Origin of the sequence: Sorangium sp. So ce1504, from assembly GCF_051521635.1 — a bacterium.
GTDB lineage: Bacteria > Myxococcota_A > Polyangia > Polyangiales > Polyangiaceae > Sorangium > Sorangium cellulosum_B.
The window spans coordinates 11,776,378-11,791,390 of record NZ_CP150365.1; the positions used below are offsets into that span (position 1 = coordinate 11,776,378).

Annotated in this window: 11 protein-coding genes; 8 read left to right on the top strand and 3 right to left on the bottom strand. The window is 70.8% G+C overall.

What is annotated here, in order from left to right:
- Nucleotides 1–13 precede the first annotated feature (13 nt).
- The 3 genes from WMF39_RS44445 to WMF39_RS44455 form a co-directional block, all read right to left on the bottom strand.
- Nucleotides 14–1,210 (bottom strand): cytochrome P450, encoded by a 1,197-nt coding sequence (locus tag WMF39_RS44445; RefSeq protein ID WP_437742479.1) that lies wholly within the window; start codon nt 1,208–1,210, stop codon nt 14–16.
- Nucleotides 1,211–1,418: 208 nt separating this feature from the next.
- Entirely contained in the window at nt 1,419–3,029 is a 1,611-nt protein-coding gene (locus WMF39_RS44450; RefSeq protein ID WP_437742480.1) for a class I adenylate-forming enzyme family protein, read from the bottom strand.
- A gap of 4 nt (nt 3,030–3,033) precedes the next feature.
- Nucleotides 3,034–3,282 carry a phosphopantetheine-binding protein gene (locus WMF39_RS44455; protein WP_437742481.1) on the bottom strand — a complete coding sequence of 83 codons (249 nt, stop codon included), beginning with the start codon at nt 3,280–3,282 and terminating at the stop codon, nt 3,034–3,036.
- 169 nt (nt 3,283–3,451) lie between these two features.
- Here WMF39_RS44455 and WMF39_RS44460 point away from each other — a divergent pair, with 169 nt between their 5' ends.
- From WMF39_RS44460 to WMF39_RS44495, 8 genes are all read left to right on the top strand, one after another.
- Nucleotides 3,452–5,329, top strand: coding sequence for a hypothetical protein (locus WMF39_RS44460; protein WP_437742482.1), 1,878 nt, complete (start codon nt 3,452–3,454; stop codon nt 5,327–5,329).
- Nucleotides 5,330–5,449: 120 nt separating this feature from the next.
- Nucleotides 5,450–5,632, top strand: a complete 183-nt coding sequence (locus WMF39_RS44465; RefSeq protein WP_437742483.1) for a hypothetical protein — start codon at nt 5,450–5,452, stop codon at nt 5,630–5,632.
- Nucleotides 5,633–5,983: 351 nt separating this feature from the next.
- Nucleotides 5,984–7,909: a methionine--tRNA ligase gene (locus WMF39_RS44470; RefSeq protein ID WP_437742484.1), complete on the top strand. Its 1,926-nt coding sequence runs from the start codon at nt 5,984–5,986 to the stop codon at nt 7,907–7,909.
- 95 nt (nt 7,910–8,004) lie between these two features.
- A complete protein-coding gene (locus WMF39_RS44475; RefSeq protein WP_437742485.1) occupies nt 8,005–8,775 on the top strand; it encodes a TauD/TfdA family dioxygenase in 771 nt (256 codons plus the stop codon).
- Nucleotides 8,776–8,851: 76 nt separating this feature from the next.
- Nucleotides 8,852–9,580 carry a cupin domain-containing protein gene (locus tag WMF39_RS44480; protein ID WP_437742486.1) on the top strand — a complete coding sequence of 243 codons (729 nt, stop codon included), beginning with the start codon at nt 8,852–8,854 and terminating at the stop codon, nt 9,578–9,580.
- Nucleotides 9,573–11,207 (top strand): pyridoxal phosphate-dependent aminotransferase, encoded by a 1,635-nt coding sequence (locus WMF39_RS44485; RefSeq protein WP_437742487.1) that lies wholly within the window; start codon nt 9,573–9,575, stop codon nt 11,205–11,207. The genes WMF39_RS44480 and WMF39_RS44485 overlap by 8 nt, the downstream gene beginning before the upstream one ends.
- Before the next feature lie 298 nt (nt 11,208–11,505).
- The gene (locus tag WMF39_RS44490; RefSeq protein WP_437742488.1) at nt 11,506–14,010 is read left to right on the top strand and encodes a GH25 family lysozyme; all 2,505 of its coding nucleotides are present in this window, start codon (nt 11,506–11,508) and stop codon (nt 14,008–14,010) included.
- 92 nt (nt 14,011–14,102) lie between these two features.
- Nucleotides 14,103–15,002, top strand: a complete 900-nt coding sequence (locus tag WMF39_RS44495) for a M20/M25/M40 family metallo-hydrolase (protein ID WP_437742489.1) — start codon at nt 14,103–14,105, stop codon at nt 15,000–15,002.
- The last annotated feature ends 11 nt before the right edge of the window (nt 15,003–15,013 follow it).

The following is a 15,013-nucleotide window of genomic DNA, read 5'->3' on the forward strand; positions in this document are numbered from 1 at the left end:
CAGCAGGCGCTCGTCAGCGCGGGCGCACGCGGCATCGGAGCGGGATCACCCGCGGGCCGGGCGACCCCTCGCGCGCCGTCCGCACCACGACCGGGCTGGCGAGCGCCGCCTCCGTGAGGCGCCGGGTCAGGATCGGCACCGCCTCCTGCAGCTCGGCGCGCGCCAGGTAGGCGCCCAGGCAGTGGTGGGGGCCGGCGCCCAGCGAGAGCGGGGCGGCGCCTCGCCGGGTGATATCGAACGTCTCCGGCGCCTCGAACACCCTGGGATCGCGGTTCGCCGCGCCCGTCGCGGCGATCACCAGCTCGCCGGCCCGGATCGGGACTCCGTCGAGCTCGAGATCGCAGGTAGCGACCCGGATCGCGACGCGCGTCCCCGGGGCGTAGCGGAGGATCTCCTCCGCCGCCGGCTCCGCCAGATCGGGCCGCTCCTGCAGGAGCCGCCGCTGGTCCGGGTGCTCCAGCATCACCAGGAATGCCTTGCCGATCGTGCGCCGGGTGGTGTCGAGGCCGCCGAAGAGGAGCGCCACGATCTGACACACGAGCTCCTCCTCGCTGAACCGATCCCCGTTCTGCTCGGCGGCGGCGAGCGTCGAGATCAGGTCGCCCCTCGGCTCGGCCCTGCGCGCCGCGATGGTCGGCTCGATGTACCTGCGGAGGCCCTCGAACGCGGCCTCGAGCCGAGGCAGGTGCTTCTTCACCTCGAGCCCGACGATGTAACCGAGATCCGAGCACCACCGCCGGAAATCGGGATCTTCGAAGGAGACCGGCAGCCCGAGCAGCTCGATGATGACCTGGCCGGGGAATCGCTCGGCGACCGCGGTGACGAAATCGAACTCGGTTCGATCGCCGATCTCGTCCAGCAGCGCGTGCATCCTCTCCCGCATCCGCGGGCGGAGCGCGTCCACGGCGTCGGGCGTGAAACCCTTCTTGAGCAGGCCCCGGAGGCGCGCGTGCGCGGCGCCCTCCGTGCTCAGGAGGAACCCCTCGTACATCCGCCGGACGAGGCCATCGGTGACTCCTTGTCTCGTGAGCACGTCGGTGCCCATGTTACGGAACCGAGCGTCGCGGAGGAGATCGTGGACCTCGCGATACCGCAGCACCGCCTTCCCCATCGAGGTCTCGGCATACCAGCAGGCCTCCTGCGCGCGCCGGACGACGTCGCCGCCTTCTTCCATGACATCGTCGGGCTGCAGCGTGTGGGGAGTCGACATGGGGAGCGTCTCCGTGTTATCGCGTGGATGGAAAAGACGGTATCTCGGGAGCGGGGATGAGAGCGACGGTCGCACCCTCGTGGCGCGCTGTCAACCAGCGCTCCACGGCGGGAGTCGCGCACCCGCGTTGGCGCCTGTGCGGGTGACCGCCGCTCTGCGACGCTCGTACCCGAACAGGACCGTGTACCGGGCGCCGAAGCGCGGCTGATCAGCGCTCCGGAGCGGCCCCGACGAGCGCGGCGAGCCTCCGCGCGAGATCCGCGCGGAGGAGCTTCCCCGTCGGCGTCCGCGGGATCGCCTCGAGCCGCACCAGGCGGCGGGGCAGCACCGTCGGGGCGAAGACGGCGCGGAGGTGGGCCAGGATCTCCGCATCGCCGACGGCGCCCTGCGAGCCCACGATCGCGGCGACGATCTCCTCTCCCAGCAGGGGGTGCTGGAGCGCGACGCACGCGGCGTCCTCGACGTGCGGGAGCGCGCGGAGGACGCGGTCCATCTCGTCGAGAGACACCGACTCTCCCCGCACCTTCGCGATGTTCTTGCTCCGCCCCGTGATGGTGAAATAACGCCGGCCGTCTCTTCGATCTTCGATCTCGTGGCCCAGATCCCCGGAATGGAACCACCCGCCCCGGAAGGCCTCGGCCGTCGCCTCGTCGTTGCCGGCGTAACACGTCATCACGTTGTGCCCACGCATGCAGATCTCCCCGATCTCGCCGGGCGCCGCGCGCTCGCCGCCGCGGTCGAGCACCGCCACCTCGTTGCCGTACAAGGCCGTGCCGATCGAGGGGATCTCCACGTCGAGCATGTGCGCCCGATACGCGTCCTCGGAGAGGTCCGCCGGCATCGTCGTCGAGAAATTGGTGGTCTCCGTGAGCCCGTAGCCCTGGAGGATCCGCGCGCCGAGCTTCTCGCGGACGGCGCGGGCCGTGCGCGCGGTCAGCGGCGCGGCGGCCGAGACGAAGTACTCGAAATCGCCCGGCAGCGCGGGCTGCCGCCACATCCCGAGCAGCGCCTCGAGGATGCTGGGCACGACGCTGGCGATGCGCGGGCGGAACCGCTCGACGAGCCGCGGGTAGCCGAACGGATCGAAGGCGTGCGCGAGGACGGCGTGCGCGCCCGCGGCGAGCGTCGCGAAGATGGTGAAATGAAGGCAGTTCACGTGATGAATGGGGAGGCAGCCGAGGAGGCGGTCCCCGCGCTTCAGCCCGTGGTGACGGCGGAGCGCCTCCGCGTTCACGGCCGCGGCGTAGTGCGACTGCGCGACGAGCTTCGACGTCGCGGTCGACCCCGACGTCCCGAAGAACAGGGCGTCTGCCCGGGGCTCGACGGCGGGATCGGGATCGGACGCGGCGCCGTCCTCGAGCGAAGCGGCCTCGGGGACCGGGATCGCCTCCGGGAGGACGTCGGCCGCAACGTCGGGGGAGCGGAGGACCGCCTTCGCCCCGAGCGCCTCGGTGAGCTGTCGGAGCCGCCCGGCGGGGTCCGCCGGGCTGAGGAGGAGGAGCGCGCAGCCGGCGCGCAACGCGCCGAAGAGGGCGACGACCGAGCTCGCCTCGTTCGTCGGGACGAGCGCCAGGACGTCGCCGGAGCCGACCCCGAGCCGCCGGCGGGCCCACGACGACACCCGGCGGCTCAGGACCTCGAGATCACGGTAGGTGAGCGTCACGACCCCTCCGTCGGCCCGCGCCGCCGTGAGGAAGGGATCGTCGCCTTGCGACCGCGCGCGAGCGGCGACGTGCGCGAGGATCGTCGGCTCGATCGGGAGCGTTCGATCGAAGGGGACGCCGCCGTAGCTGTGGGCGAGATCGAAGTCGGTCGACATGGGGTCACCCGGGCCCGCGCAGCGCGCGCACGTGGCCGGCGATGGTCCGCGCGTCGCGGAACGTGGCGGGATCGATCAGGTCCGCGGGGAACCGGACCGCGAGGCCCCGCTCGAGATCGAGGATGAAGCCGACCATCTCGAGCGACGCGAGCCCGAGCGCCGAGAGATCCGTGTCGGGGCCCACGGCGGAGGCTCTCTCCGCGTCGACGTGGCGCGCCGCGATGTCCAACACCGCTCGTAGGAGGTCATCCATCGTCTGGAGACTACCTCTCCGGCGAGGGGTGGATCTGCACGTTTTTTCTCCCTGCCCGAGCTGCCGGCGAAGAGGCGCCGACGGAGAACCGTCGACGAATGCGCCAAGACAGCCGCGGCGGCCGCCGATTGATCCCCCGGGAGGTCCTTGATAGGCTCCGCGTGAGCCGATGGAGCGACTGCTCGCCTTGCCGGTGGCGCAGGCCGGGGACGATCCGCTGTTGAGCGACGAGCGGGGAGCTCCGGTGTGGCCCTACGCCGGCCCCGATGAGAGGGCGCTGCTCGCCCAGGTCGCGACGCTGTTCGGGCGGGAGATCGTCGATGTCCAGCCGGCCTCGAGGGGCCCACGCGACGGCGGCGAACGGCTCGTCGCGGGGTACGACGAGGGCGCCGAGCGGGCAGGCCGCCTGTATGCCCATCTCACCGGGCGCCGCTACGTTCATGTGGGCTCGCCGCGGGAGGCGACGGCGATGGACGCGGTCGACGTCGTCGTCTGCGTCGCCCCGTCGGCGCCGCACGATCTCCTCGACGAGATCACGCGCGCGCGCAGGAATGCTCGTTTGGGGATCCTCTGGGCGGCCGACGCGGGCTCCCTCTCGCGACAGGTCCGGATCCGCGCCGCGGCCGCGCGGCTCGATCCTGCGCCGCTCGATCGGGCCACCGTGCTGAGCCCGATGACAGGGCACATCGAGCCCGTCCGCGTCGGCGCCGTCGAGCTCCGGGGGGCGCTGAAGACGCCCGGCGATCTCGAGACGGGGCCGCACGCCGTCATGGCGCTGACGACGCACTCCGACGGGATCGACGCCTTGCTCGGCGAGCGGGCGACGCTCTGTGCCCTCGTGGACCTCGACCCGAGCTCCGTCCCCGGAGGTCCGTCGCCGAAGTGCGTGATCACCGGCCAATGCCACCGGCAGAAGATGCGGGTGGCGGAGGCGCTGGCGTCCGGCCGGCTCGTGCCGGCGCGCGCGCTGTCGAGCCGGGTCCTCATGTGGAACAGCTGCTTCGGGATCATGGGGCGGCACTGGAGCGTTGTCGACGCCTGGGGGCTTATGCCCCAGCTCCTCGCCTCGGCCGAGGTCGGTTGCCTCGTCGCGCTGCGCGCGATCGTGAACACCGGGCCGGTGCAGGTCATCCCCCTCGTCGCCACGCTGCATGAAGGGGTGAGCGTGGGTGACGCGCTCGCGGCGTGGCGAGAGACGCTCGGGAGACAGTCCCACGCGATGATCCGAGATCGCCTCTTTCTGTTCGGCGATCCCGCGGTCGTCGCAAACCCAGCGCGCGAGGCCGCCCTCGACGAGGCCGCCCTCGACGAGGCCGCCCTCGACGAGGCCGCCCTCGACGAGGCCGCCCTCGATATGACGGCGCCCTCGCCCTCGGCCCCCGTCGAGGCCACCGAGGCGCCGCTCATTCTGCGCTTCCTCGAGAACGTGAGAGCGTGGCAGCCCGATCTCTCCCCGGCGGTCGATGCGTGTCGGGCGGCGGTCGAGGCGAGCGAGCTCGCGCGCTCGAGCACGACGCCGGGGCCGCGCGCCGAGCTGGAGGCCGCGTTGCGACGAACGCTCCTCGGGGTGCTGACGAGGACGATGTGGTCGAGCTGGCTGGACTCGTGGCTGCCGACGGCCACTCTCCGCGAGGAGCTGGCCGGCAGGACGTGCGGCGACTGCGGCGCCGACCTCTGGGCGGGAGTCTACGACGTGAGCGCGCCCGGCGGCGCCCCCCGCTATTTCGCCAGCTGCGCCAGCTGCGGCGCCGTCGACGACCGTCCGGCGAGCTGCGAGGCCGTGATCGAGCGCGCCGATCACGGCCTCGGGCTCTCGCAGGGGGGGCCCAAGGGCGATTGGAGCGGCGCCCTCGTGTCGGCGCCGATCGGCCCCGATCTCGTGTCGACCGAGTGGCCGCGAGGTGAAGACGATCTGCCCCTACCGGAATGCCGCCTGACGGGAACATCGCAGGTGGGCCCGATATTCAGGCTGGCGATGTTCATCGAAGCTTCGCGTGTGTCGATTCATATGCGGCGCGCATTCCTCGCGACCTCCGATACGCCATGACGCAGCGCTCGGCGAGAAATCGCCCGAGGCGCGGTCCCCCATCGCCCTTGACAGTCCGCCGACCGATCCCATAGCCTCTTCGATTGCTGCGATCAATCGCAGGTATGGGAGGAATCAGCCATGGCGGAACGTGACCTCAAGGATCTCGCGCACAACCTCAATCAAGAGCAGTTGAAGCTCTACAGCGAAAAGCTGAAGGCGCTCTCGGAGTACCGTAAGGCGCAGGCGCGCCTCAACGAGGTGAACCTCGAGCTCATCAAGGCCGGCCTGCGAGTCAACCCGGGCTCCGTCGCCTGCTGGTAGTCGAGAGGGCTCGCTCTCACGAGGGCTCGCGACGCTAGCCCTCGACTCCACGCCCCGCGAAGCCTCCCGACATTCAGCGCGGCCCGACATTCAGCGCGGATCACCGGCGCCTCGTCCCCCGACTCCCTGCGCCCCACGACGCAGCGCCGCCGCTGGCCAGCGCTCACCACGTGGCGAACGAGCAGCATCGTCCGCGGCGCCCTCTGGAGCGATCGACCTGCGAGTCCGCGCCGATCCGGTCGTGGAAATCCGGTCAAAACGGGTGACGCGCGCTCTCGCCGCTCCGGCGGGGCCGCCCTTTGCGGTTGTCAGGGGAGGGGCTTCGGGCTAAAGGAAACCCTGGATTTACCAATGGAAACGCGTAAAGGCCCCCCCTCCGACGTCGCTTCGATCATCGGGCAGCTCCGCAGGCCCAAGCGGATGGTGGTGACCGCGGGCATGCCGTACGCGAATGGCCCGTTGCACCTCGGGCACCTCGCTGGAGCCCAGCTGCCCGCCGACATCTACGCTCGGTGGTGTCGAATGCTCATCGGGGCAGAGAACGTGCTGTACGTGTGCGGCACCGACGAGCACGGGTCGACCAGCGAGATCGCCGCGGTCCAGGCCGGGCTCCCCATCCGCGAGTACATCGATCGCATCCAGCAGGCGCAGAAGAAGACGCTCGAGCGGTATTGCATCAGCCTGGACGCCTTCACGGGCACCTCGCAGCCGGAGACCTTTCCGCTCCAGCGAGAGCTCGCGCACGAGTTCCTGACGCGGTTCTCGGAGAACGGCCTCCTCGAGAAGCGCGCAACGCGTCAGTGGTTCGATCCGAAGATGGGGCGATTCCTCCCCGACCGCTACGTGCGCGGCCGCTGCCCCAACCCGCAGTGCGACAACGAGGACGCCTACAGCGACGAGTGCGACCGCTGCGGCCAGCAGCACGCCCCCGCCGCGCTCCTCAACCCGCGCAGCACGCTGAGCGACGCGGTGCCCGAGCTCCGCGAGACGGTTCACTGGTGGCTCGACATGTGGTCCGTGTCCGAGACGCTGCGCGAGTGGATCAGCGGCAAAGAGAAGACGTGGCGGCGCGCCATGCTGTCCGAGGTCCTGGAGACGGTGATGCCGTCGGTGCGCCTCGACCGGGCGCACGAGGCCACCTACAAGGAGATCAAGGCGAGCCTGCCCAAGCACAAGAGCAAGCTCGCCCGCGGGAAGGAGCTCGTTGTCCAGTTCGGCAACAAGGCCGATCTGGAGAGCGGCCGCGCGATCCTCGAGCAGCACGGCGTCCGCGTCGAGCTCGTCGACGAGTGGGCGCACCGGTCGATCACGCGCGACATCGCCTGGGGGATCCCGATCACCGAGGATCCGGACCTCGCGGGCAAGACGCTCTATGTCTGGCCCGACTCGCTCATCGCGCCCATCTCGTTCTCGAAGGTGGCGCTCCGCGACAAGGGGGTCGACCCGGCGCGCTATGCGGAGTTCTGGCGCGATCCCGAGGCCCGCGTGGTCCAGTTCCTGGGGCAGGACAACGTCTACTTCTACGTGCTCATGCAGGGGGCCATGTGGCTCGGGACCCAGGAGGACCCGCACCGGCTGCCGGCGGCGGGCGAGCTCCAGCTCACCGACGTCTTCGGCTGCTTCCACCTCCTCGTCGGCGGCGAGAAGATGAGCAAGAGCCGCGGCAACTTCTTCACCGGCAATCAGCTCCTCGACGAGAAGGGCTACTCCGTCGATCAGATCCGGTATTACCTCGCGCTCCTCTCGCTCGCGGAGAAACCCTCGGATTTCGACTTCGAGAAGCTCGACGAGCGCAACAAGTTCCTCGCCGGGCCGATGAACGCCGCGTTCGAGCGCCCCATCTCGGCGGTGCACTCCAAGTTCGGCGGCAAGGTCCCCGAGGGCGCCCTGCTCGACAAGGTGGTCGCCGACACGGTGCGCATCGTCCAGCGCTACGTGCGCGCCATGGAGCGGGCCGACTACCCGAACCTTCTCTTCGAGATCGAGAACTACGCCCGCACGATCAACAGCCTCTTCACGCAGTACAAACCGCACGACGATCGGCACCCGGAGCAGGGGCGCCGCGACGCCCTCTACACGTCGTTCTACGTGCTGAAGACCCTGATGATCATGCTCTACCCGTTCGTCCCCGAGACGATGGATCGCCTCCGCGCGTCGCTCCGGCTGCCGCCCGAGGTGTTCCGCCTGGAAGAGCTCGGCACGCCCATCCCCGCGGGCCACGAGATCGGCGCCAAGCAGCCGTATTTCCCGGCGCCGTCGAGGGAGGGCGAGACCTGATCGAGGGCGTTTTCACCGAGCGCGCGGGCGACGCCCACGTCGGGCGGAGGCGAGATCTGCTCGAGGGCGGCGCCGCCCTGCAGCCGTGCGCAGACGTGCTCCGCGCGTCGGCCGCAGAGTTCCCGGACGCGGTCCGCGAGCGCCTCCTCCGCGAGCTCGGCGAGCGCGGCCTCGTCGCCGTCCAGCTCGACGAGCCGCTCTCGAACGATCGATTCACCACCCTGGGATCGCTCCTCGGGACCGCCTCTCCGGAGACGGATCCAGCGGTGCTCCCGTACGTGGAGAGGGGCGTGATCCTCAACCTCGTGGCCGAGCACGGGCGCACGGAGGACGTCTCTCTCCAGCCCTTCGCGACGAACCCGCTGACGCTCCACAGCGAGGGCAGCGGCCGGCGGGCCGAGGAGCAGCCTCGGTACATCGTCCTGATGTGCCGCGATCCCGGCGACGAAGGGACCGCGGCCCAGACCGTGCTCGTCCCGATGGCGGCCGTCGCAGAGGGGCTGTCGCCAGACGCGCTGGCGACGCTGGAGCAGACGCGATATCGAAGGAGCCCCGACGGTCCATGGATAGCGCGGCGCGTCGACGGTCGGTGGGTGTTCTCGTTCCGCGACTTCCTCTCGCAGCCGCTCGAGTGGACGCACGCGGGGCACGCCCCCTCCGCGGACGCCATCAACGGCGCTCTTCGCGACCTGCTGGCATCGATGTACGCTCCCGGCGCCGCAATCCGCGTCCATTGGACGCGCGGAAAGCTCGTCATCATCGACAACACGTTCTTTTTCCATGGGCGGACGGCCGGGCGAAGCGCCGGATCGAGCCAGCGCCGCCATCTCCAGCGCCTGCGGATCCTCGCCGGCCCCTCCGCCTGACGGGCCAAGGCGGCCGGAGAGCTCCACGACGTCACGAGAGGCGACAATCGACCAGGACGCCTGGTAGGCTGAGCCCATGGCGGGGATGGATCCAGCGACGGATTTTTCGGTTCACCGGATCGAGTGCGGCAGCCTGAAGAGGCTCCCGCACCCGACGTGGCCCTGCGAGCTCTGGAGCTATCGCCCGGGGCCGTGGCAACCTCCTGCGGAGGGGACTCACTACGGCGCTGTCTTCTCGGGGAGGCTGACCCTCCGTTGCCGCTCGGGGGTCTTCGAGATCGGCGCAGGGATGGTGTTCTGCGTCCCGGGAGAGCTGGCGTTGCACGGCGAGGGGGAGGCGTTCGGGATCACCCACGTTCGGAGCAAAGGGTTCTTCCAGATCGCCGGGCCGATCGAGGCGTCCGGGCGGCTCCGCTACATCGACGGTTGCACCGACTCCCTGCTCATCGCCCCTCAGGTCCGGGGCGAGCCGTGCCTCAACCACCTGCATTTCCCCCCTCGTACGGACCAGACGCTCCACACCCATCCTTCGCTCCGCGCGGGGCTCATCGTGCGAGGGCGCGGCGTCTGCAGGCTGGGCGACCGGCGGGTGCCGCTCTCGCCCGGGCTGGTGTTCCACCTGCCGCCGGGCTCGAAGCACGCGTTCCAGACCGAAGCGGAGAGCATGGATGTCGTCGCCTTCCACCCCGACAGCGACTTCGGCCCTGTTCACGACGATCACCCGATGATCAACCGGACCATCGTGGACGGCATCTCCGCGCGGCACGTGGAGCGGATTCGCACAGCCGAGCAGCCCAATGAGTGAGGAGCGAACCAGGGCTCCGTGGCCCCCGGCGCCGGCGGAGCTCGCTGGGCAAGAGCTCCAGCTCTTCGCCAGGGCCCCGCGCGCGCGCTCCTTCGATCTGCCCGACGAGGCGCACGAGGCCGCGCGGCGCGCCCGCTCCCTCGGGGATTTCGACGATACGTTCGTGCCGACCGTCGACGAGCGCATGCTCGACGTGTACGCGCGGGCGAAGAACCCCGATGATCCGATCGAGCTGCGGGATCTCTGGCTCGGACGCGTCGAGCACGAGCTCGGCAGGCACGCGCACAGGCCATCGCTCGCCGAGCGCTGGCGCGCCGCGACGCTGCGGAGGCAGGTCCACCCGAGCGAGGTGCTCACCTCGCGCGCGACCGTGCGCTTCATCAAGGAGCTCTTCAACTGGTTCTTTCGCGACGACCTCTACGGGGAGCTCCGGTCCGACGATCACATCATCCTCTCGAGCGGGTCCGTCGACGAGCAGGCGTGGGGCCTCCCGGAGGCGTTGAAGGACTGCGTCCGCTTCGCGCTCGAGCGGGACTGGTACGGCTACTCCGACTCGTGCGGGCGCCGCCCGGCGCGCGAGGCCGTCGCCATGTACGAGAACGCTCGGATCGACGGGGCGGTCTACACGGCCGACAACGTCGCGCTGACGATGGGCGGGACATTCGCGATCAGCGCGCTCGCGGACTTCATCCTCTCGGGCGCGCCGAGGGAGGGGGCGCCCGTGCTGTGCGGGATCCCCAACTATCCCCCTCTCGTGGAGTCGATAGCCCGTCGGCGCAACGTCGAGCTCGTTCCCCTCCCGTCGAGGGCCGGCCACACGTCGCTCGAGCCGCTGATCGCCGCGCTCACGCCGCGCACCCCGCTCGTCCTCCTGCAGACGGTCGCGAACCCGACGGGGGCGGCGGTCTCCGACGCCGATCTCGGGCGGCTGATCGGCGCCGCGTCTCCGTCGACGATGATCGTGCTCGACGAGTGCCACGAGTGGCTCGGCCCGCTCGGGCGGTGCTCGCAGCGGCGCGCGGCCACCAACGTGATCCGCGTCTTCAGCGCCTCGAAGACATGGTCGGCGCCGGGGCTGAAGATAGGTTGGTTCCTCGCCGACGCCGGGTTCATGGCCGACTACTACGAATACGCCTCGACGACCTTCGGCGGGCCGCCTTCCTTCTTCTACACGCTGGTGGAGGTGCTGGCGCGGATGGAGCGCTGGCTCATCACCGGCGTCACGGAGCCGGGGGCGGCCGAGGTCGACGAGTTCGAGCGCTCCTACGGGCTGGATCGCGCGCAGCTCTCGATAGCTTATGAGAGATATCGGACCGAGCGGCGCGCGCGGCAGGACGCGTTGCAGACGCTGCGCGACGCCTCCATCGGCCGGCTCGCGCGAGCGTCCGCGCGCGTCATCTCGCCGCGCTGCTCGATCAACCTCGCCGTCGAGCTACCGGGGTGGAACGACTCGTATCGGTGCTTCCGCGATCTCCTCCGGCAGAGCCGCGTGGCGGTCTTTCCAGGCATCCTGACGTTCTGCTTCTCGGGCGGGATCGTCAGGGTCACGACGGCGCGCCAATGGCACGATCTCTCGTCGGCGATCGCGCGGCTGGAGGCCCAGCTCGGCCTCCCGGGGGGCCGCTGATCGGAAGGCGCGGCCGTTGTGGTTCACGAGCGTGAAGGCGTCTCGCGTCTTCTGCTGCACGGTGCCATAGGCTTCCAACACACGCGCTGATCGCCGCCTCCACAGCCGCGATGACCGCGGGGACGGATGAGCCACGGCGTCGACCTTGCTCGACGGACGCGCCGCCCTGCGATAGCAGTTGAGCTACCCCGGGGATCACGTCGCCCGGGCGGCGCGACATGAGCGTAAGGGCGCGCACGCAGGGCACGGCTCTCGGGCACGAGGCCGCGCTCCGCGCGCGCGGGGGAGGTGGGAGCCTATGTTGAGCGGTGCTGATGTTTCCGTCCACCAGGGAAATATCCAGTGGGACGCGTTCGCCTCACGGCTCGATTTCGTCTTCATCCGAGCGACGTATGGGATCGAGGGGGTCGACAGGAAGTTCGCGACCAACCGCGCGGAGGCTGCGCGCTGCGGGCTCCTCCGGGGGTATTACCATTACGCGTTACCGCGCCTCGACGCCGCCGAGCAGGCGCAGAGGCTCTGCAGCGCGGTCGGCGACCTCGAGCCCGGGGAGCTCGACATGGTGCTCGACCTCGAGGAGACGCAGCACGCGGGCGACAACGGCCATGTCTGGACGTCGCAGGACACCCTGGCTCTCCAGGTGTGGACCCGCCGCTTCGTCCAGGAGGTGAAGTCGCGCTACCCGGGCCGCTCCGTCATCCTCTATACCCGCCACAACTTCTGGCACGATCACCTCGGCGGCAGCTCCGAGTTCGTCGACTGCCCGCTCTGGATCGCGAACTATACCTATGGCCTCGACTCGGTGCGGGCGAGGCCCCCGGCCAACCCGAAGGAATGGGCGGACTGGGCGCACAGGAAGCCGCTCAGGGCCTGGGACCCCTGGTCCGCGTGGTCGTTCTGGCAGATCACCGCCAAGGCCGTGATGCCGGGCGTCCGGACCAACACGGTGGACGCCAACCTGTTCAATGGAACGGTGAGCGATCTGCGGCGCCTCGCCCGGCTCGAGGCCGGGTCCGTGACGTCCGAGCCGCTGCCCACGGCCGACGCGCTCTGCCAGAAGCTGCTCTCGCAGGCGGATGACAGATACATCTTCGGACACGAGGTGCGCCTCACCGACCCCAACCCCTCCGCGTTCGATTGCTCCGAGCTCATCGAGTGGGGCTGCGCCCAGCTCGCCGTCGAGCCCACGATGCCTGACGGCTCCTGGATGCAGGCGCGCCATGTGAAGGCGGCGCGGCTGCTCATGCCGGTGGACACGGCGATCGCGACCCGCGGCGCCCTCCTGTTCCGCTTCTCGGCGGATCCGTTCACGGGCGGGCGCCCCGAGCACGCCCACGTGGCCATGAGCCTGGGCGACGGCCGCACCATCGAGGCGCGTGACACCGCGCATGGCGTCGGCGTGTTCCCGGCGCTCGACCGGGGCTGGACACACGCGGGCCGGATCCCGGGCCTCGACTACGGCGCCTCGCCGCCCGGCGGCGGGCTCGCGCGCGGCGCCAGGGGGCCCGAGGTGAAGGCCTGGCAACAGCACCTGTTGATGTGGCGCGCCGGGCTCCTGCCGCGGTCCGGCGCGGACGGCGAGTTCGGCGCGGAGACCGAGGCGGCCACGCGGATCTTCCAGCAGGAGATGGGGTTGCCCGTGACCGGCGCGGTCGGGCCCGAGACGCGCGACGCCATGCAGCGCGCGCTGCCGCGCCCGCCCTGCGCGCTCGAGCTGCCGCGCGCGCTGGGCCGAGCGCTCCTGGGCGTCGTCGGCCAGGGGGCGGCCGCGGGAGGCGCGGCGCGCGCGGCGGGGCCGCAGGCAGAGCTCCAGGGAGCGGTGAGCGGGTCGGCGGCGATGGCGACGCCGGGCCACGACGCGGCCGGCGTCCGCCGCTACACGTTCGCGGAGAGCGGCTTCCGGTTCACGGTGACCGCCACCCCCGAGCCGGTCGCGGCGGCTCGGGCGAACGACGCCGGGGGCGCCGTGGCGTTCTTCGCGTCGAGCCAGGCGCAGCCCGGGTCCGCGCGTCTGGCGCCCGTGTTCGACGGGACGGGACTCGACTGGCTGCCGCCGCGCGATCCGGGCGCGCTCACCGGCACGAGGTTCTACGAGCAGGTCCGGGGCCTGTCGCTCGCGGCGCGGGAGGAGCTCTTTCTCCAGGAGGTGCTGCGGGGGAACGTGCCCAGCTTCCTGCGCCGCTTCCATCGCGTCACGGTCGAGGCGCCCGACGGAAAGCGGGGCGTCGCGTACGTATGCGCCGACTACCTGGCGATCGGCCCGGACACCGATTTCCTGCGCATGCCGCTCACCGGCGTCACCGCCCAGCGCGTGGCGGATGCGTGCGGCTGCGTGCTGCCGACGAAGAAGCTCGTGAAGGACATCTATGCCGCCTCGCGGAAGCAGACGGCCATCCCGTTCGATCCCCAGGACGGCACCAAGGTGGAGCGCTTTCGTGACCACCACCTGGCCATCGAGCAGCACCGGGTCGGCGAGCTCGGCGAGCTGCTCGCGGGACACAAGAAGGACGTCGTGGTGACCAACCGGCTGCACCACCACGCGCGCCGGCTGGCGATCTTCGGCTTCTACAAGGCGGACGGCAAGCCGTGGCAGCCGCTGGACACGTCGCTCCGGCGGCGGCTGCCGCACGAGGACACCTACGCCGACTACAGCCACGGGGTGCGGCTGATCGGCGGCCTGATGGCCCTCGGGTCGGAGCAGCGCTGCGTGGCCGACGTCCTGCTCGACCCGGCGCTGTGCGGCCTCGTGAGCGACGAGGGGATCATCAGCGTTCCGAGGTACGAAGTGCACCCGCTCGGGTGACCGTTGCGGTCGTTTTGCCGCGGCCGAACGTCGGGGTGAGGGGAGGGGTGGGGCTCGGCTACACTCCGCGGGTAGCAGGAGGAGTCCCCGCGATGGAGCTGAGGCGCACGAAGGCCATGGGCGATCACGGCAGCCTCATCGATGCGCTCGCGTCGGTCAGCGAGGCGGAGCTGCTCGACGCGATCGTCGCGCTCGCGAGGCCGCGGCACATGTTCCGCCAGCGCGCGGAGAACCGCCGCGCGGCGCAGTACGTCGCAGGTGCGCTGGAGGAGCAAGGCTATGCCGTCGAGGTCGAGGGCGAGCTCGCGAACGTGGTCGCGACGCCCCGGGCCGCGGTCGATCGCCCGATGATCCTCGTCGGGGCGCACTACGACAGCGTGCCCGACACGCCCGGCGCCGACGACAACGCGAGCGGGATCGCCGCGATGCTCGCCTGCGCGAGGGCGCTCTCGCGCTTCGAGCCGGCCCTGCCGGTGGGCTTCGTGGCCTGGAACGGCGAGGAGGACGGGCTGCTCGGCAGCGTCGAGTTCGTGGCGCGCCATCGATCGCAGGGCGGAGCGCCGATCGCCGCCGTGCACGTGCTGGAGATGGTCGGCTACGCGAGCCACGAGCCGGGATCCCAGCGGATGCCGGTCCCGGTCCCCGGCGCGCCGGACGTCGGCGACTTCATCGGGCTGCTCACGAACCACCGCTCGAACCACCTCGTGGAGCTCGCCGCGAAGCAGGCAGAGGCGCTGGTGCCCGAGCTGCCGGTCGTGGGCCTCAAGGTCTACCTCGGCCTCGAAGAGTGGCTCCCCGTGCTCCACCGGAGCGATCACTCGCCGTTCTGGAAGGCGAAGATCCCCGCCATGCTCTGGACCGACACGGCGGAGTTCCGCAACCCGAACTACCACCGCCCGACGGACACCCCCGAGACGCTCGACTATGGCTTCATGCGCCGCGTGACGCAGCTCGTCCTCGCGACGGTGACGCGGCAGGTCCGGACCGGCTAGAAGGAGAACCC